Source organism: Micromonospora sp. LOL_024, from assembly GCF_048060415.1.
Lineage (GTDB): Bacteria > Actinomycetota > Actinomycetes > Mycobacteriales > Micromonosporaceae > Micromonospora.
Window position 1 is genome coordinate 88881 of record NZ_JBHMIS010000016.1, and the last position, 17336, is coordinate 106216.

At 70.8% G+C, this 17336-nt stretch carries 18 protein-coding genes; 11 read left to right on the forward strand and 7 right to left on the reverse strand.

Features of this window, described 5'->3' with window-relative positions:
* Window positions 1-126: 126 nt before the first annotated feature.
* Window positions 127-723: a pentapeptide repeat-containing protein gene (locus ACFHWY_RS17805; RefSeq protein ID WP_416581320.1), complete on the reverse strand. Its 597-nt coding sequence runs from the start codon at window positions 721-723 to the stop codon at window positions 127-129.
* A 72-nt stretch (window positions 724-795) separates the two neighbouring features.
* Here ACFHWY_RS17805 and ACFHWY_RS17810 point away from each other — a divergent pair, with 72 nt between their 5' ends.
* From ACFHWY_RS17810 to ACFHWY_RS17820, 3 genes are all read left to right on the forward strand, one after another.
* Window positions 796-2028 carry a serine hydrolase domain-containing protein gene (locus tag ACFHWY_RS17810; RefSeq protein ID WP_416581321.1) on the forward strand — a complete coding sequence of 411 codons (1233 nt, stop codon included), beginning with the start codon at window positions 796-798 and terminating at the stop codon, window positions 2026-2028.
* Window positions 2029-2078: 50 nt separating this feature from the next.
* Window positions 2079-2723, forward strand: coding sequence for an NAD(P)-dependent oxidoreductase (locus ACFHWY_RS17815; RefSeq protein ID WP_416581322.1), 645 nt, complete (start codon window positions 2079-2081; stop codon window positions 2721-2723).
* A gap of 108 nt (window positions 2724-2831) precedes the next feature.
* The gene (locus ACFHWY_RS17820) at window positions 2832-4274 is read left to right on the forward strand and encodes a M20/M25/M40 family metallo-hydrolase (protein WP_416581323.1); all 1443 of its coding nucleotides are present in this window, start codon (window positions 2832-2834) and stop codon (window positions 4272-4274) included.
* Window positions 4275-4409: 135 nt separating this feature from the next.
* Here the strand turns inward: ACFHWY_RS17820 and ACFHWY_RS17825 are convergent, their stop codons facing one another.
* Window positions 4410-5039 carry a DUF6642 family protein gene (locus ACFHWY_RS17825; protein WP_416581324.1) on the reverse strand — a complete coding sequence of 210 codons (630 nt, stop codon included), beginning with the start codon at window positions 5037-5039 and terminating at the stop codon, window positions 4410-4412.
* Between the two features lie 298 nt (window positions 5040-5337).
* On the opposite strand from ACFHWY_RS17825, the gene ACFHWY_RS17830 reads away from it, so the two are divergent.
* Window positions 5338-6126, forward strand: a complete 789-nt coding sequence (locus tag ACFHWY_RS17830) for a D-Ala-D-Ala carboxypeptidase family metallohydrolase (RefSeq protein ID WP_416581325.1) — start codon at window positions 5338-5340, stop codon at window positions 6124-6126.
* An 80-nt stretch (window positions 6127-6206) separates the two neighbouring features.
* Here the strand turns inward: ACFHWY_RS17830 and ACFHWY_RS17835 are convergent, their stop codons facing one another.
* The 3 genes from ACFHWY_RS17835 to ACFHWY_RS17845 form a co-directional block, all read right to left on the reverse strand.
* On the reverse strand, window positions 6207-6674 hold the full coding sequence (locus ACFHWY_RS17835) for a hypothetical protein (RefSeq protein WP_416581326.1): 468 nt from the start codon (window positions 6672-6674) through the stop codon (window positions 6207-6209).
* Between the two features lie 178 nt (window positions 6675-6852).
* Window positions 6853-7599, reverse strand: coding sequence for a response regulator (locus ACFHWY_RS17840; RefSeq protein WP_416581351.1), 747 nt, complete (start codon window positions 7597-7599; stop codon window positions 6853-6855).
* Window positions 7575-8819: a sensor histidine kinase gene (locus ACFHWY_RS17845; RefSeq protein ID WP_416581352.1), complete on the reverse strand. Its 1245-nt coding sequence runs from the start codon at window positions 8817-8819 to the stop codon at window positions 7575-7577. The genes ACFHWY_RS17840 and ACFHWY_RS17845 overlap by 25 nt, the downstream gene beginning before the upstream one ends.
* 431 nt (window positions 8820-9250) lie before the next feature.
* Here ACFHWY_RS17845 and ACFHWY_RS17850 point away from each other — a divergent pair, with 431 nt between their 5' ends.
* Window positions 9251-9949, forward strand: a complete 699-nt coding sequence (locus tag ACFHWY_RS17850) for a hypothetical protein (protein ID WP_416581327.1) — start codon at window positions 9251-9253, stop codon at window positions 9947-9949.
* A 128-nt stretch (window positions 9950-10077) separates the two neighbouring features.
* Here the strand turns inward: ACFHWY_RS17850 and ACFHWY_RS17855 are convergent, their stop codons facing one another.
* Together ACFHWY_RS17855 and ACFHWY_RS17860 are read right to left on the reverse strand one after the other, a co-directional pair.
* Window positions 10078-11196, reverse strand: a complete 1119-nt coding sequence (locus tag ACFHWY_RS17855; RefSeq protein ID WP_416581328.1) for a serine hydrolase domain-containing protein — start codon at window positions 11194-11196, stop codon at window positions 10078-10080.
* A 63-nt stretch (window positions 11197-11259) separates the two neighbouring features.
* Complete coding sequence (locus ACFHWY_RS17860; protein ID WP_416581329.1) at window positions 11260-11763, reverse strand: ArsR/SmtB family transcription factor; 504 nt, start codon at window positions 11761-11763, stop codon at window positions 11260-11262.
* Between the two features lie 108 nt (window positions 11764-11871).
* On the opposite strand from ACFHWY_RS17860, the gene ACFHWY_RS17865 reads away from it, so the two are divergent.
* The 6 genes from ACFHWY_RS17865 to ACFHWY_RS17890 all read left to right on the forward strand — a co-directional run bounded on the left by ACFHWY_RS17865 (window position 11872) and on the right by ACFHWY_RS17890 (window position 17279).
* Window positions 11872-12804, forward strand: a complete 933-nt coding sequence (locus ACFHWY_RS17865; RefSeq protein ID WP_416581330.1) for a ParA family protein — start codon at window positions 11872-11874, stop codon at window positions 12802-12804.
* A 53-nt stretch (window positions 12805-12857) separates the two neighbouring features.
* Complete coding sequence (locus tag ACFHWY_RS17870) at window positions 12858-13040, forward strand: Rho termination factor N-terminal domain-containing protein (RefSeq protein ID WP_416581331.1); 183 nt, start codon at window positions 12858-12860, stop codon at window positions 13038-13040.
* Window positions 13041-13115: 75 nt separating this feature from the next.
* Complete coding sequence (locus ACFHWY_RS17875; protein ID WP_416581332.1) at window positions 13116-13967, forward strand: aldo/keto reductase; 852 nt, start codon at window positions 13116-13118, stop codon at window positions 13965-13967.
* An 87-nt stretch (window positions 13968-14054) separates the two neighbouring features.
* A complete protein-coding gene (locus ACFHWY_RS17880) occupies window positions 14055-15041 on the forward strand; it encodes an aldo/keto reductase (RefSeq protein ID WP_416581333.1) in 987 nt (328 codons plus the stop codon).
* Between the two features lie 367 nt (window positions 15042-15408).
* The gene (locus tag ACFHWY_RS17885) at window positions 15409-16425 is read left to right on the forward strand and encodes an ATP-binding cassette domain-containing protein (protein ID WP_416581334.1); all 1017 of its coding nucleotides are present in this window, start codon (window positions 15409-15411) and stop codon (window positions 16423-16425) included.
* Window positions 16422-17279, forward strand: a complete 858-nt coding sequence (locus tag ACFHWY_RS17890) for an ABC transporter permease (protein WP_416581335.1) — start codon at window positions 16422-16424, stop codon at window positions 17277-17279. The genes ACFHWY_RS17885 and ACFHWY_RS17890 overlap by 4 nt, the downstream gene beginning before the upstream one ends.
* The last annotated feature ends 57 nt before the right edge of the window (window positions 17280-17336 follow it).

Sequence of the window (17336 nt, forward strand, 5' to 3'; positions counted from 1 at the left end):
CCACTTTCACCATCGGACTCGCACCGGCACACTCCACCCGATTACGTGGATGCCTCACATTCGCATTGAGGAGACCCTCCGCGCTAGTCGAGAAGAATCGTCAGACCCGCCTTCGGGCGGCAGACCTCAGCCTCGGACGTCGAAACCGAGAGCGTGGGCGAGGGTCACCGCCTGCATCACATCGATGACCGCTCCGGCACGTTGGACCGCCGCCGGGTCCAGGCCGGTCAGGTCGCTGCCGCGGAGATCCGCACCGGACAGTCGGGCGCCACGCCACTGCACGTCGGTCAGGTCCACCCCAGTCATCGTCGCCCCGGTCAGGTCGACGCCGGAGAGATCGGTCTCCCGCATCCGCACCCCGGTGAACCGCCCGCCGCGCAGGTCGGCCCCGGCGAGGGTGACGAACGACCAGTCGCCTCCACTCACCGTCAGCGGACGCAGATCGCAACGGTCGAACGCGCTGCCGACGACCTTGCAGCCGGTGAACTCCGTCTCGAACAGGTTGCAGCGGATGAACACGCACCGGGTGAAGGCCGAGTCGGTGTGCCGCGAGACGTTGAACTGCACGTCGCCGAAGGTGCAGCCGTCGAAGACCGCGCCTGCGCTGGTCGCCTCGGTGAGGTCCACCCGGTGGAAGGAGCAGCCGATGAAGTGCCGGCCGGCCAGCTCCTCGGCGTACCAGTCCTCGTCGTGGAAAGTCACGTCTTCGATCGGCTCCGGCATGTCAGGAGGCTAACCAGTGACACCGACTACGAATTCTTCCCGCCGCCGGTACCGGCCGGTAGGTTCGGTCGGGTGAACGTGGCGAGCAGCATCGACGCGGATCAGGTGGGTTTCGACCCGGCCCGGTTGGCCCGGATCGACGAGCACTTCGGCAGGTACGTCGACGACGGCCGGTTGGCCGGATTCCAGGTCGTGGTCACCCGACGCGGCCAGATCGCCCACAGCTCCACCCGTGGGCTGCGGGACCGCGAGGCGGGGGCGCCGGTGGAGCCGGACACCCTCTGGCGGATCTACTCGATGACCAAGCCCATCACCTCGGTCGCCGCGATGATGCTCTGGGAGGAGGGCCACTTCGAGCTGACCGACGAGATCGGGCGCTGGCTGCCCGAGTTCGCCGACATGCGGGTCTACTCGAAGGGGTCGACGCTCAAGCCCTACACCGTGCCGGCGATCGAGCCGATCCGGGTCTGGCACCTGCTCACCCACACCGCCGGGCTGACGTACGGTTTCATGCAGACCTCGGTGGTCGACGGCCTGTACCGCGCGGCCGGCTACGACCTGTACCCACCGGCCGAGGTCGACCTGGCCGGTGCCTGCCGGGTCTTCGGCGAGCTGCCGCTGCTGTTCCAGCCCGGCACCGCCTGGGGCTACTCCGTCGCCACCGACGTGCTCGGCCGGCTGGTCGAGGTGGTCTCCGGGCAGAGTCTCGACACGTTCCTCACCGAACGGATCCTGCGCCCGCTGGGCATGGACGACACCCGCTGGCACGTCGACGGCACCCACGCCGACCGCCTCGCCGCGCTGTACGTGCCGGACCCGGCGACCGGTCGCGCGGTGCGCCACGACGCGCTCGGCGGCCTGGCGTACGAGAAGCCGGTGCTGCTCTCCGGCGGCGGCGGACTGATCTCGTCGGCCGCCGACTATCACCGGTTCACCCAGCTGCTGCTGCGCGGCGGCGAACTGGACGGCATCCGCCTGCTCGGCCCGCGCACGGTCCGCTTCATGACCCGGAACCACCTGCCCGGCCGCCAGGACCTGGGCGTCCTGTCCACCGGCGGGTTCGCCGAGACGACGCTGGACGGGATCGGCTTCGGTCTCGGCTTCGCCGTGGTCGACGACCTCGTCACGAGTCGGGTGCCGAGCAGCGTCGGCGAGTACTACTGGGGCGGGGTGGCCAGCACCGCGTTCTGGGTCGACCCGGCGGAGGAAATCACCGCCATGTTCTTCACCCAGCTGATGCCGTCGAGCACCTGGCCGATCCGGCCGCAACTGCGCCAGCTGGTCTACTCCGCGCTGGTCGGCTGAGATCGCCGTTCCACCGACGGCCGCCGGGTCCGATCCATAACCTGGGAGGCGTGAGCGACATCGTCGTGTTCGGTGCGGGAGGCACCGCGGGTTCGCGGATCGTGGTCGAGGCGTTCGACCGGGGACACCGGGTGGTGGCCGCGGTACGCCGGGCCGAGGCGGACGCGCCCTACCTGCCATCCGGGGTCCGGGTCGTCACTGGGGACGCCACCAGCGAACGCAGCGTGCGGGAGTTGGCACCTACTGCGGACGCGCTGGTGGTGGCGGTCGGCGGGGGTGATCGTTCGCTCTGGCCCGACGCGGCACGCACCCTGCTGGGGGCGTTGCGCGGCATGCCGGCCGCACCCCGGATAATCCACGTCGGCGGCGGGGCCACGCTGCTCACACCGGCCGGGACACGGTTGCTCGACGAACCGGACTTTCCCGAGGAGTACCGCGACGCCGCGCTGGGCCAGGCCGAGGCGTTGGACGTCTACCGGTCCGGCGCCGACGGTGTGCGGTGGACGTACCTCTCCCCGCCGCCGCTGGAGTTCCATCCGGGGCAGCGCACCGGCCGATACCGCACCGGCACCGACCAGCCGGTGACCGACGCGCAGGGCCGTAGCGTGCTCAGTTACGAGGATCTCGCCGTGGCGGTGGTCGACGAGATCGAGAACCCGCGCTTCCAGGACATGCGCTTCACCGCCGCGTACTGATCTGTGATCTTGAAAAGACACGGGCCCGTCGGATAGATTCAGGTCTCTGCGATCCAGGCGTCACACTCCTGACGTCCAGGTCGGACCTCGAATCAGGAGGGCACCGTCTTGGCTACGCTCGACGACACCGTGACATCCCCGCACGAATCGTCCCGCTCCACCGGATCAGGCCAACTCAACCGGCGACGGATGCTGACCGTCGCGCTCGGTGGCGCCGCCACCGTGGCGCTGCCCGCGCCCGCCTGGGCGGCAGCCGACCACCGGCCCGGCGCCATCTGTCCGCCCAGGCTCACCCCGGCGGACCGCAGGGTCATCGCCCAGCTCTCCGCGAGGCGTGCGCTCGCGCACCTGAAGGTGCTCTCCGAGGACATCGGACCACGCATCGGTGGCACGGACTCGGAGCGCCGGGCCGCGCACTACATCGCCGGCCAGCTCGACAAACTCCGTTACCACACGACCCTGCAACCCTTCCCGGTCGCCGACAAGTTCCTCGCCCAGCTCAGCTCGCCGGCCCGGCTGCCGAGAGACCTCAACTGGCAGGTCGGGGCGAGCGGACAGGCGGCGCTGGACACCAGGGTCAGCGCACCCGTGGTCGACGTCGGCCCGGGTACGCCCGGCGACTACCCGGCCGACGTCACCGGCAAGATCGTACTGGTGGACTACGTCGCGGCCCAGCGCGACCAGCTGGCGGCGACCGCCCTGGTCGCCGGGGCAGCCGCGGTCGTCTTCCTCCCGGCCGACCTGGTGGAGCCACGCCGGGCGTCCGCCTTCTCCCCCACGCTGCCCGGCTCCGCCTCCGCGCCACTGCCGATCCCAGTCGTCGGGGTGGCCCAGGCGCAGAAGCACCGGCTACGGGCCCTGCTGGCCGCCGGCCCGCTCACCCTGACCATCGTCACCACCGCACACCGCGGGCTGACCTCGCACAACGTGCTGGCCGAGCGGCGCGGGCGCTCGGGCGCGGGCGGCCCGGTCGTCATGGTCAGCGCCCACTACGACTCGGTCATCGGCGCTCCGGGCGCCAACGACGACGGCTCCGGCACAGTGCTCTGCCTGGAGCTGGCCCGGGTGCTGAAGGCGGTGCCGGTCGACGCCACGCTGCGCTTTGCCCTGTGGGGCTCGGAGGAGCAGGGGCTGATCGGGTCGCGATATCACGTCGCTCAACTGCCACAGGCCGAGCGCGACCGGATCCTCGCCGTCTACCAGAACGACATGGTCGCCACCAGCTGGGACCCGGCGACGCGGTACTGGCTGCTGTCATTCACCGGGGCGAACAACCGGGCCACCGACGAGGTCTCCGCCGCGGCGCGACGGCTCGGCTACGAACCGCAGATCTCCCCGGTGACCCAGCGCGGCGCCAGCGACCACCAGTCGTTCCAGGAAGTCGGCATCGCCAGCGCGAACTTCTCCTGGCGCGGTGAGGAGTCACCGGCCCTGCTGGAGCCGCCGTACCACAGCCCGGAGGACACCATCGCCAAGAACATCAGCCTGGAGCGGCTCCAGGTGTCGATGGAACTGATTGGCTGCGCGACGTACGCGACCGCACGACACTGACCGTCTCGGGCGGGGCGAGGTCGAGCCCGCCCGTACGGCCCGGTCAGGCGGCCCGGCGGGCCGGGAAGCCGCCGGTGACCAGCGGGCCCCAGCGGTGCGGTGGTGGTGACCCGGATCAGGGGCTTCTACCAGCCGTCACCGTTGGTGGCTGTCGGACTGCTGTCTGGGCACCCGGGGCCGCACGGGCGGTCGCCAGGCCCGGCCGTTGGCGTAGATGATCCGGAAGCCCAGGTACGACGCCAGGGGCGCCCAGTGCGCCGAACCCATCCGCAGTTCGGCGGCGTTGTGTCGCCGACCGTTGGCGAGTACGTCGAGCAGCACCGTCTCGAACGCCGCCGACTCGACCCAGTCGACCTCGCGGCTGAACCCACAGATCATTGCCGCGCCGGTCACGTCGAGGAACTCGCGCAGCACCGACTCCGGAGCGCGCAGCACCGAACAGCTGCCGAAGTAGAGACGTCGCCCCTCGCAGCGCCCGGCCATCAGCTCGGCCACCTCGGTCAACTCGACGGAATGCCAGTCGGTCAGGCACAGCCGGTTCGGTTCGCCGTGCATGGCGAAGAAACCGAGCCGATGGTCGGCGTACTGCTTCAGCAGCCAGCGGTCGATGAAGTAGAAGAGTTCGTCCCGGGTCGCCGCGTCCTTGTGTATGAAACGGACCTTGCCCAGCCGTTCGAGCAGTTCGAGGGTGGGCAGCACGGAACCACGGTCGTTGAGATCACGGTGCCACTGGCCCTCGACGCAGAAGATGCCACCACGTGCCACGTCCGCCTCCCGCCGTCGCCCGCGCTGACGTTACCGGTCCAAGCTGACCAGGGAACATGGCCCATGGTGTCGCCCGACGTGCTTTTCGCGCGGAAATGGTCTCTGTGCGACCCGTCCGGCATTGATGCCCGATTCACAGAGGACCAGATTCCCAGCGAATGCTCAGGGACAACGCATAGTGAGGACAATTCTCGTTAGTCACCGCCAAAGGGCCAGCCCGGTGCGATGGTGGATCCACGGGACGGTCCGGTCGAAGTCCCGGATGCCACCCCAATCGCTGCCTATCGGGAGGACTCCTGTGCGCGTACACACCCTGAAACGGGCAATCGTCGCCCTCGCCCTCGCCCTACCGGGCGCCGCGATCGCCTCGGTGGTCACCGCGTCACCGGCCCACGCCGACGCCTGCTACACCTGGGACCGCACCCTCTACCAGGGGCGCTCCGGTAGCGACGTACGTGAGCTGCAACTGCGGGTCGCGGGCTGGGCCGGCAACAACAACATCGTGGAACTCGACGGCCGCTACGGCCCGAAGACCGCCGCGGCGATCCGCCGCTTCCAGTCCGCGTACGGCATCAAGGTCGACGGGATCGCCGGACCACAGACCTTCGCGAAGCTCTATCAGATCCAGGACAACGACTGCACGCCCCGGCACTTCAGCTGGAGCGAACTGGACAACGGCTGCGGCGGTAGCGGGTGGACCGGCGGCCCGCTGACGTCGGCACAGACCCGGCAGAACGCGCTGCGCACGATGTGGAAGCTGGAGGCGCTGCGTAAAAGCCTCGGCGGCCAGCCGCTGAACGTGACCAGCGGTTTCCGTAGCCGCACCTGCAACAGCCGGGTCGGTGGCGCGTCGGACAGCCAACACCTGTACGGCAACGCCGCCGACCTCGTCTCACGCAGCAAGTCGCTGTGCCAGATCGCCCGCGAGGCCCGCAACCACGGGTTCAGCGGAATCATCGGCCCCGGCGTGCAGGGCCACAACAGCCACGTCCACGTCGACTCGCGCCGGGAGAACAACCAGGACCGCAGCTCGAACTACACCTACTGGGCCGCGCCCGACTGCGGGATACCGGCCGGCACCCGCTGAGGCCGTGACGCCGACCCGGGCGCGGGTGGGAACCGGCCGCGCGCTCCGGGTCGGCGTCGTGACGCCGCGGGCGAGCCCTCTCAGCTCGCCCGCGGCCAGCGCGGCACGGTGGCGGGGGGAGCCACCGGCCGGCCGGACCCGGCGGGCCGGACTCCGGTACGCGCCGCCGAGCGGTCCGGTCGCACCGGATAGCCCGCTGCCCGGTCGACGCGCGGCGGGAGCCGGTCGGCGCCCCCCGGACGGGCGGCGGGCACCGGACGCCCGGCGGGACGTGCGGCGGCGGGTCGCCCCGCCGCGGGTCCGTTGACCAGGAACGGGAACGGCACGTGCACGAACGGATTGCCGTGCCGGATGAGGGCGTCGAGTTGTCGCTCGTTGAGCCCGTGGTTCAATAGCACCCGCCGACCCCAGCGGTGCAGTCGGCAGGGAAACCGAGCTCCGTCGTTGCGGCACAGCGCCCCGGTCGGCCACTCCTCCGCCGCGTGCACGACCACCGCCCGGACGGCCAACCGGACGTCTTCAGGGGTCAACGACGCTGGGACCGGCATTTCGCCCAGAATCTGATCGATGGGATCTGTCGACTGCTCATAAACTCGCACGGCAGGCCTCCCGCAGCTCCGGTAGCGGTGCGCTTGAGCACCGCACCTCGTAAACTGTTACGGCTCCCGGTACGGGAAAGTTCAATTCCTCTAACGAGCCTTCGACGGCACCGCGGAGCGGCGCCGCTCAGACCAGCCCGGCGTCGTGGACGAGCAGGGCCACCTGTACCCGATTGTTGAGATTGAGGCGGGTCAACACCCGGGAGACATACGCCTTCACGGTGGCCACGCTCACGAACAGCTCGGCGGCGATCTCGGCGTTGGTGTAACCCTGGCCCAGGGCCACCGCGACCGCACGCTCCCGCTCGGTCAGGGCAGCGATCAGCCGGGCAGCCCGCTCCCGCCGCGAATCGGCCAGCGTCGCCGCCGTCACGTGCTCGATCAGGATACGGGTGACCGTCGGGGACAGGGTCGCCTCGCCCGCCGCGACCCGGCGCACCGCTCGCACGATCTCGGCAGGCGGGGCGTCCTTCAGCAGGAACCCGCCGGCCCCGGCCCGTAGGGCCCGGAGCACGTACTCGTCGGCGTCGAAGGTGGTCAGCACGAGCACCTCGGGCGGTCGGGGCAGCGCCCGCAGTGCCTCGGTGGCGGCCAACCCGTCCAGCTGGGGCATCCGAATATCCATCAGCACCACGTCCGGCCGGCAGGCGGCGACGGCCCGGACGACCTCGCTGCCGTCGGCCGCCTCGCCAACCACACTGAGGTCGGGCGTACCGCCGAGGATCATCGACAGCCCGGCACGCACCAGTGCGTCGTCGTCCACGATCAGGATCCGGACCTCTCGGCCCGGTCCCTGCGGGGGTGCGACATGGGCCGGCGTCACCCGCTCGGCCTCCGGTACCGGGCCGGTCACGGAGCCGGCCACGGCAGCCAGGCGGCCAGCCGGAAGTCGCCGTGCCCGTCGCGGCCGTGCTCCAGCCGCCCACCGGCGAGGTGGACCCGCTCGGCGATGCCGACCAGACCGATGCCGGCGCCGGGGATCGACACCGTGTTGGACTCACCCACCGGCCAGCGGTTGCGGATCTCCACGGTAAGCCCGTCGCCAGGAGCGCCCCTGAGCCGGACGGTGACGGCGGTGCCACCGGCGTGTTTGCGGGCGTTGGTCAGCCCCTCCTGCACGATCCGGTAGATGCTGCGGCCGATCGCGAATGGCAGCAGGTCCGGCACGGCCACCTCATCGCGCAGGTCGACCCGGACACCGGCGGTCCGGCACTCGGCCACCAGCGCCGGCAGATCACCGAAGGTGGGCTGGGGGCGTTCGAGATCCTCCGGCAGCAGCACCTCGGCGCGTAGCACGCCGAGCACCTCCCGGAGATCCTGCAGGGCGGCGTGCGCGCTGTCCCGGATCACCCCGGCCGCTCGCGCCACCTCCGAGGCCGGGGCGTCCGGACGGAACTCCAGCGCTCCGGCGTGCAGGCTGAGCAGCGAGATCCGGTGGGCGAGCACGTCGTGCATCTCGCGGGCGATGCGGGTCCGTTCCAGCTGCCGGGCCTGAGCCACCCGCAGTTGCTGCTCAGCCTCGGCCCGCTCGGCCCGCTCCCGCAGCGACAGCACCAGCTGCCGGCGGGCACGCACGAACATCCCCCAGGCCAGCACCAGCAGGGTGATCACGGTCCCCGAGGCGTTGGAGACCCAGTACGAGACGCCCGGCTCCGGGCGCAGCAGGGCGAAGACCAGACCGGTGAGCAGCCCGCCCGCGCTGACCGCCAGGGCGACCGCCGTCCGGCGGTGCACCACCACCGTGAAATAAATGATCAACGACGCGGCGACAGACGTGACGGAGAACATCGCCGACGGCAGGGTAACCAGCGCAAGCCCGAGCGGCCAGCGGCGGCGGAACCAGAGTGCCAGCGTGCACACCAGACCGAGGAGCGCCTCACCGACGATCATCCAGTCGTGGGGCAGCCGTTCGGCGAAGGCCGGGTTCGGCGAGGCGGCGTCGAAGGTGGCCAGCGCCACCCAACCGAGCGAGACCAGAAAGCAGAGGCTGTCGACCAGCCAGTCGCGGGCGGTACGGCGTCCCGGGCGGAAAGCCGCAGCGCGGAGCGACCTGGGCAGCAGCCCTGGGTGCTCGAGCACGACGGCGCTGCTCACAGCCGCAATGGTAGGCAGCCGCAGGGCGTGCGGCCAGCTACCGAAGTCGACACCTGACCGTCGACCTTCGGCTAGTCGACGGTCGACCGGCGACCGCAGCGGGCGGCCGGGTGGCCCGGGCAGGCTGACCAGATGATCGCGGTACATCTGCTCGCCAAACGGTACGGACGGCACCCGGCCGTCGACGCTGACCAGCCTGGCGGTGGCCGGCGCGACGGGCGGTGCCGGTACCTGGCGGATCGTGGGCGCCCTGGTCCGGTCGTCGGACACCGCAGCCGAGTTGCTGGACACCGGGCGCACGATGGAGCCGCTGTTCACCGCCGACGTGACGGCCGGGCAGTGGGCGCGCGGATCGGCGTCTCGCTGCTGCTCTGGCTGGTCGTGCCGCTGGCCGCCGGGCTGGTCCGCGGCATCGGGCGGGAGGTGGCGTGATGTCGTACGGTGCGCCGACCGTGGTCGACGGCGGCGCTACGGAGCTACTGGTGCTCTGGGGCGGCATCCCGCTCGTCGGCGGCACGGCGGGTGGGCTGCTGGCGGCCGGATCGGGCTGGGTGACCGGCCTGCCGTGGACGCCGATGCAGGGCCTGTTCCGGCTGGTCGACGGCATGCCCGACGGGTACGCCCTGGCGGGCGGCGTGGCCGTCGGCGTACTGGTCGGGCTGGTGATCGCCGCCATCGGCAACGCTGAGCGGGTGCGCGTCACAGTGTCGGGGCACCAGGCACAGCTCCGCCTCGGCAGCGCCGAACGGGAGTTCGGTCGCCGGGACACCGGTGCGGTGTTCGTCGACGGCAAGGACCTGGTGCTGCTGGGCACCGACGACGGTGAGCTGGTCCGGCAGCGCGGCGACGTGGCGGTCGAGCGGCTTGCGGATGCCTTCCGTGAGCACGGCTGGCCGTGGGTGGACGCCGATCCGCACCAGACGGCGTACCGGCGCTGGGTGCCCGGCCTGCCGGGGCTGCCGGCCGGCGCTGACGCGCTGGTGCGGGCCCGGCAGAATGCGCTGGAGCACGATCGGGGTGACGAGGCCCGGGAGCTGCGCGCGGAGCTGGCCCGCTACGGCGTGGTGGTCCGGGACGACGGCAAGCGGCAGCACTTCCGGCTGATCCGGTCCGCCGCGCCACCCGACTGACCAGCCAGGCCCCGGAGGCCGCGAGCCCACCGGCCAGATCCGACCGGGCGGCGCCGCCGCCCAGTCGCCCAGCTGGTGCCCCCGGAGCGGGGTAGAGCAACGCCCAGCCCGCCGCCGCCCCCGCTCGGCTACCCCGGCGAGGCGGTGCCGGCCGACTCCTGGGGTACGCCGAGCAACCGCAGCCCGATCGGCTCGACGCCCTTGCCGGTGTTGCCGAGCACCACCACCCCCTGCCCGGTGGCCCGGTCGAACCCCACGTACGAGTGGAAGCCGCTGGTGGCGCCGTTGTGCCAGGTGATCTCGCGGTCGCCGTAGCGGTTGGTGAGCCAGCCGTACCCGATGCGGGAGCGTTCGGTGTCCTCGAAGCGCGGGTCGCGGGCGTCCACGCCGGGCGCGGTGCCGGCGGCGGTGGCGGCGACGAGTCGGGCGAGGTCCTCGGCGGTGGACCAGATGCCGATGCCGGCGGGCGCGTAGCCTGCGCCGATCCACGGATCGGGGGTACGTCCGCTGCTCCTGGCGCCCTGGGCCCGCCCGGTGGGCAGCGCGTCCGGACTAGCGGCGAGCACTGTGGACGTCATGCCCAGCGGGGTCAGTAGTTCCCGGTCGAGCAGGTCGGGGTAGCTGGTGCCGGCGTTCGCGGCAAGCGCCTGCCCGAGCAGCGCCATGCCGAAGTTCGAGTAGCCGACCCTCCCCCGGCCGTCGCCCGGGCCGTGTTCGTCGGTCGCGGCACGGATCCGGTCGACGTCCTGACCGGCGTACGCGTTGCCGGCGCTGAAGTTGGACCACAGCACCCGTGCCCAGTCGCCGACCGAGCCGATGGCGACCCGGGGCAGGCCCGAGCGGTGGCTGGCCAGCTCGGCCAGGGTCACCTCGTGGGCGGGGCCGGTGACGTCGGGCCAGGTGACGCCGAGGGTGTCGTCGGAGCTTACGGCTCCGGCGGCGGCCTGCTGGGCCAGCAGCATGCCGGTGAGGACCTTGGGCACCGAGCCGACCTCGAACGGGGTACCCGACTCGACCGGGTTGCCGGCGCGGTCGCGGTCGCCGAGGCCGGCGGTGCGGACCTGGCCGCCGTCGATCAGGGCGACCGAGAGCCCTCGATATCCCCTGGGGTCAGCGACCGCCGCCCGGGCGGCGGCGGCAAGGTCGGCGTCGCCGGTGGTCTGTGCGGTCAGTCGGGGCTCGCGGGGCGCGAGACCGAGGCCGGCGACGCCCCCGGTGACGAGGGCGATGACAGGCGGCTTGCGCATGATGATGTTGCCTTCCTTTAGCGCTTCCGGCGCCACCGGCTGCGGTGGCGCCGATGTGCACGGTCAGCGGCCGGCGGCGGTGAGGATGACCAGCAGCGGCACCACCCGCTCGGCGGGGATCACGTACCGGCCCCGGCTGGCGCTGCGCAGCCAGCCGGCGGCGGTCAGCTGCCGCAGGTGGTGGTGCAGCTGGCCGGTGGTGCCGAGGTCTTCGATCCCGGCCAGTTCGGCGGTGCCCTGCCGGCCGCCGAGGATCTCGCGCAGCAGCCGAAGGCGCACCGGGTGGGCCAGGGCGGAGAGGGCGGCCGGCAGTTCGGTCCAGTCGTCGGCCATTAGGTCGTCGACGGTCCGGCCGTACTGCCAGTCGTACTGCTCGCCGGCGAGGCGGACGGTGCCGGTGTAGAGCGCGGCACCGGAGCTGTCGGCGGGCAGCCGCTGCTTGAGCCCGTCGAGAGCCCAGAAGGTGCCCTTCGGCGGCGTCACCGGTTCACCCGGCTCGGCAAGCCGTCCGGTCAGCTCGGCAACCTGGCTCTCCAGCGCGGCCAACCGCTTTTCCACATCGGACACGCTTCGATAATACGCACGTACGTAGTTACGTGCAAACGATGAATGACCGGAATGATCGACTCCGGTCGGGCGGCCCGCTACCGTCGGTCGTCCTGGGGAGGTACGCCGATGTACGTCGTGTCCGTGATCAACTACAAGGGTGGGGTCGGCAAGACCACGGTGACCGCCAACCTCGGCGCCGAACTGGCCAACCGGGGAATGAAGGTGCTGCTCATCGACCTCGACCCGCAGGCCAGCCTGACGTTCGGCTTCTACGACCCGGACGACTGGCGGGACCGGCTGCGCGACAGCCGGACGGTGAAACGCTGGTACGACGGGCTGTGTGAAGGCGACCCGGCGGTCACCCTCAGCGAGCTGGTGGTCTCACCCGGCCCGGCGAACAGTCGCCTGACCGGCGCCGGCCGGCTCGACCTGATCGCCTCGCACCTGAAACTGGTGGACATCGACCTGGCGTTGGCGCGAAACGTCGCCGGCGGCGAGGAGTACGACGCCGCGTTGTTCCGGGTGCGCGGCTCGCTCGCGGAGGGACTGCTCGACGACGGGCTGGACCCGTACGACCTGGTCCTGATCGACTGCCCGCCGAACTTCAACGTGGTCACCCAGTCGGCCATCATCGCCAGCGACCATCTGGTCATCCCGGCCAAGGCCGACTACCTGTCCACCCTGGGCATCGACTACCTGCACGGCAACGTCCGGGAACTGGTCGACCAGTACAACGCCGACGCCCGCCGGTTCGCCACCGTACGCCGGCACCAGAAGTTCGCCCCCGACGTCGCCGGGGTGGTGTTCACGATGATCCAGCTGCTCGCGCAGCGGCCCATCGCCACCCATCAGGGCTACATGGACCAGGTCCGCAACCTGGGCCTGCCGGTCTTCCCGACGGCGCTACGGGAGAACGTCACCCTCTACGCCACCAACACCCCGCGCGGCGTGCCGGTGGTGCTGCGCGACCGGGTCACCGTGCCCGCCGTCCGCGACGAGCTGCGCCGGCTCGCCACCGAGTTCCTGGACCACCTACAGCCGCAGCGGCAGCCGGCGTGACGGGCCGAGACAGGCGCGAGGACCCTACCGGTGCCGCGGAGCGCCTGGCGACGATGACCAGCCGCGCCGACGGCACCCGATACCTGTCCGGGTGGCCGGCCCGCGACCTGCGGGAGCTGGCCGCGAGCCTGGGGTTGCGCGGACTCGGTGGACGACGCAAGGCGGAGCTGGTCGAGCGGGTGGTCGAGCGGACAATCGGCTACCGCCTGGCCTCCAGCGCCGTCCGACAACGCTGACCCGAGGTGCCGGTGTGAGCGAAGTTACAGAGGGTGGGGTGGCGGTTCGACGGCGAAAGCGGGTATTCCAGTCGAATGGCAACCACGATTCCGGACATTGCCCTAAATGACGGCAACACCATCCCGCAGCTTGGCTTCGGGGTCTACCAGATCAGTCCGGCGGACACCGCCGACTCGGTGCGCACCGCACTCGACGTCGGCTACCGGCACATCGACACCGCCGAGATGTACGGCAACGAGGCCGAGGTCGGCCACGGCGTACGCGCGGCCGGGTTGGCCCGTGAGGACGTCTACATAACCAGCAAGCTCAACAACGGCGCGCACCGTCCCGAGGACGCCCGTGCCGCGTTCCAGGCGACCCTGGACGCGCTGCGCGGCGACTACATCGACCTGTTCCTCATCCACTGGCCGCTGCCGACCCGCTACGACGGCGACTTCGTCGCCACCTGGAAGGTGCTTGAGGAGTTCCAGCAGGACGGGCGGGCCCGCTCGATCGGTGTGTCCAACTTCCAGGTGCCGCACCTGGACCGACTGGCCGCCGAGGCCGAGGTGGTGCCCGCGGTCAACCAGATCGAGGCGCACCCGTACTTCGTCAACGACGAGGTGCGCGAGTACGGCGTCAAGCACGGCATCGTCACCCAGGCGTGGTCGCCGATCGCGCAGGGCGCGGTGCTCGGTGACCCCACCGTCGCAGACCTCGCCGACCAGGTCGCCCGAACCCCAGCCCAGGTGGTGCTGCGCTGGCACGTGCAGCGTGGTGACGTCATCTTTCCGAAGTCGACCACACCGAAGCGGATCGAGGAGAATCTCCGGATCTTCGACTTCGAGCTGGACGACGCGGCGATGGAGCGGCTCACCCAGCTGGATCGGGGCGAGTCCGGCCGGCAGGGTCCGCACCCGGACAGCTTCGACTACCTTCCCGGCTGAGCGGGAAGCCGCCGGGCTTGACCTCGAGTGCGCTCGAACACGGACGCTGGTGTGGCGTCCCAGCTCGGGCGCACGAGAGGAGTTTCCATGCGGTACCGCATCATCGGCACGGACCCGCGTACCCGACGTGAGGTCAGCACGCTCAGCCTCGGCGCGATGCTGTTCGGCACGAAGACTGACGAGGCCACCTCCTACGCGATCCTGGACCGCTTCGTCGAGGCGGGTGGCACCTTCATCGACACGTCGAACAACTACGCGTTCTGGATGACCGGCGGGCAGGGCGGGGAGAGCGAGAAGTTGCTGGGCCGGTGGCGGCGCAGCCGGGGCGTCGGCGACGAGATTTTCATCGCCACCAAGCTCGGCGCGCGACCGCTGGCCCCCGGCACCAGCTATCTGGACAACCGGGAAGGGCTGTCCGCGAAGGTCGTCCGGGAGTCCGCCGAGCGCAGCCGGGAACGCCTCGGCGTCGGCAAGCTGGACCTGCTCTACGCGCACATCGAGGACCACGAGGTCGCGACCTCCGAGACGGTGCAGGGCTTCGCCGAACTCGTCGCGGAGGGCACGGTGGGCCTGCTCGGTGCGAGCAACCATCGGACCTGGCGGGTGGAACGGGCTCGCGCGCTGGCCGCCGCAGCTGGCCTGCCCGGCTACGAGGTACTCCAGTACCACCGCAGTTACCTGCTGAGCCGCCTGGACGGGCCGTCCGACCTGGACCAGGACGGAAACGTGGGCGCGGCCGGCGGCGAGCTGCTCAGCTACCTGCGCTCCGAGCCCGACCTGACCCTGGTGTCGTACGGGTCGCTGCTCCAGGGCGCCTACACCCGCCCGGACAAGGCGCTGGGACCGGAGTACGACCTGCCGAGCGCACCGGTCCGGCTGGCTGCGCTGCGCGAGGTCGCGGAGCAGACCGGAGCGACGCTGAACCAGGTGGTGCTGGCCTGGCTGATCGGCGGGGACGCCCCCACCATCCCGCTGGTCGGCGCCTCGTCGGTGGAGCAGCTGGAGGAGAGCCTCGGCGCCGTCGACCTGGAACTGACGCCCGAGCAGCGGCAGCGGCTCGACACCGCCTGGTAGCGGGGCCGGCAGCGGACTGACGGTTGCCTGCCGGTGGTGCTGCGTGCCACGTCCGGGGCGTCGCACAGCCGCCGCTAGATCAGATCTAGCGGCGGCTGTGCGCTGTCTCGCGCCTGCACAGTGGGCTGGCCGACCACCGATGCCAGTCCTCCTCGTTGTAGGAGGCGGACGGCACGGTGCGACGACGGCTGTCGTACCCGTGGAGTCTGATGGGACGGGCGAGCCGCAGACCTGCCGCGAGGCTGGCTCACAGCTGAGACGGCACTAGAGCTGAGACGGCCCTAGAGCTGAGACGGCCCTAGAGCTGAGACGGCCCTAGAGCTGAGACGGCCCTAGAGCTGTGACGATCGAAGGGCGAATAGAGATCATGAGTAGACGCACCACCGGCCTCGCTATCGAGGCCGTCGGCCTCACCAGGTCGTTCGGCGAGACCCGCGCGCTCGCCGGCCTCGACCTCCAAGTGCCCGCCGGCACGGTGTACGGCGTGCTCGGCCCGAACGGGGCCGGCAAGACCACAGCGGTGCGCGTGCTGGCCACGCTGCTGCGGCCGGACGGCGGGCAGGCCCGAGTTTTCGGCCACGACGTGGTCGCCGAGGCCGACGCGGTCCGCGCCCGGGTCAGCCTCACCGGCCAGTACGCCTCGGTGGACGAGGATCTGACCGGCACGGAGAATCTCGTCCTGCTGGGTCGGTTGCTCGGGCTGCGCAAGCCGGCCGCCCGGCAGCGGGCGGAGCAGTTGCTGGCCGCGTTCGGGCTGACCGAGGCGGCCGGCCGGCAGGTCAAGAAGTACTCGGGCGGGATGCGGCGACGCATCGACATCGCGGCGAGCATCGTCAACACGCCTGATCTGCTTTTCCTCGACGAGCCGACGACCGGGCTGGACCCACGCAGCCGCAACCAGGTGTGGGAGATCATCCGGGCGGTGGTGGCGCACGGCACCACCGTGCTGCTCACCACACAGTACTTGGACGAGGCCGACAAGCTGGCAAGTCGGATCGCGGTGGTCGACCACGGCCGGGTGATCGCGGAGGGCACCCCGGGCGAGCTGAAGTCGTCGGTCGGTTCGGGCACGGTCCACCTCCGGCTGCGGGACCCGGCTCAACGTCCGGAGGCCGAGCGGGTGCTTCAGGCGGCGCTCAGCGTGCCGGTGCAGTTGGAGGCCGATCCGGTGGCGATGACCGCCCGGGTCGGCGGTGACGGCAGCGAACTGGACGCCACCGCGCAGGCATCCCGGGCACTGGGCGAGCTGTCCCGCGCCGGGATCGTGGTGGACGATTTCTCCCTCGGTCAGCCGAGCCTGGACGAGGTCTTCCTGGCCCTGACCGACCACCCCGCCGTTGCAACTGAGAACGAGCGGGACGACGAGCTGGAGGCAGCCCGATGAGCAGCGACACCGCCACCTCGACCAACCGGGCGCCGAAGGTCTACGTGCCCTCGTCGGAGGCGCTGGCGACGGTTCTCGCCCCGGGTGCGCGAGCGACCCCGCCGAGCCCTCTGTCCGCGTCGCTGATCTTCGGCTGGCGGGCCTTGTTGAAAATCAAACATGTGCCGGAGCAGTTGGCCGACGTGACCGCGTTCCCGATCGTCATGGTGCTGATGTTCACGTACCTGTTCGGCGGCGCGCTCGCCGACAGCCCACGCGACTATCTGCAGTTCTTCCTGCCGGGCATCATGGTGACCAGCGTCGTGATGATCACCATGTACACGGGTGTCGGGCTGAACACCGACATCGAGAAGGGCATCTTCGACCGGTTCCGGACGCTGCCGGTCTGGCGCCCGGCGGCCCTGGTCGGCATGATCGTTGGCGACGTGCTGCGCTACATTCTCGCGGCGCTGGTGATCCTGGCTGTCGGGCTGGTGCTCGGTTTCCGTCCCGACGGCGGGGTGGTCGGTGTCCTCACCGGGATCGGTCTGCTGGTGGTCTTCTCGTTCGCCTTCTCCTGGGTCTGGACGTTCTTCGGCTTGGTCCTGCGCAGCGAGAAGTCCGTGATGGGCGTCAGCATGATGGTGCTGTTCCCGTTGACCTTCCTGAGCAACGTCTTCGTCGACCCGTCCACCATGCCCGGCTGGCTCCAGGCATTCGTCAAGGCCAACCCGATCACGCACCTCGTCTCGTCGGTGCGCGCGGCGATGGCCGGCACCACCGACACCTCAGCCATGATGTGGATCATGCTCTGGAGCGCCGTGTTCGTTGTGCTGTTCGGCACCCTGACGATGTCCCGCTACAACCGCCGCTAACCCCCACCGGCCCCTGCCCCGACACCCCGTTGTCGATCATGAGGTTAGCGGCGATCC

Coding starts and splice junctions, on each gene's coding strand:
- ACFHWY_RS17805 (WP_416581320.1), bottom strand. CDS start 723: ATGCCGGAGCCGATCGAAGACGTGACTTTCCACGACGAGGACTGGTAC.
- ACFHWY_RS17835 (WP_416581326.1), bottom strand. CDS start 6,674: ATGCCGGTCCCAGCGTCGTTGACCCCTGAAGACGTCCGGTTGGCCGTC.
- ACFHWY_RS17850 (WP_416581327.1), top strand. CDS start 9,251: ATGTCGTACGGTGCGCCGACCGTGGTCGACGGCGGCGCTACGGAGCTA.
- ACFHWY_RS17855 (WP_416581328.1), bottom strand. CDS start 11,196: ATGCGCAAGCCGCCTGTCATCGCCCTCGTCACCGGGGGCGTCGCCGGC.
- ACFHWY_RS17865 (WP_416581330.1), top strand. CDS start 11,872: ATGTACGTCGTGTCCGTGATCAACTACAAGGGTGGGGTCGGCAAGACC.
- ACFHWY_RS17870 (WP_416581331.1), top strand. CDS start 12,858: ATGACCAGCCGCGCCGACGGCACCCGATACCTGTCCGGGTGGCCGGCC.
- ACFHWY_RS17875 (WP_416581332.1), top strand. CDS start 13,116: ATGGCAACCACGATTCCGGACATTGCCCTAAATGACGGCAACACCATC.
- ACFHWY_RS17880 (WP_416581333.1), top strand. CDS start 14,055: ATGCGGTACCGCATCATCGGCACGGACCCGCGTACCCGACGTGAGGTC.
- ACFHWY_RS17885 (WP_416581334.1), top strand. CDS start 15,409: ATGAGTAGACGCACCACCGGCCTCGCTATCGAGGCCGTCGGCCTCACC.
- ACFHWY_RS17890 (WP_416581335.1), top strand. CDS start 16,422: ATGAGCAGCGACACCGCCACCTCGACCAACCGGGCGCCGAAGGTCTAC.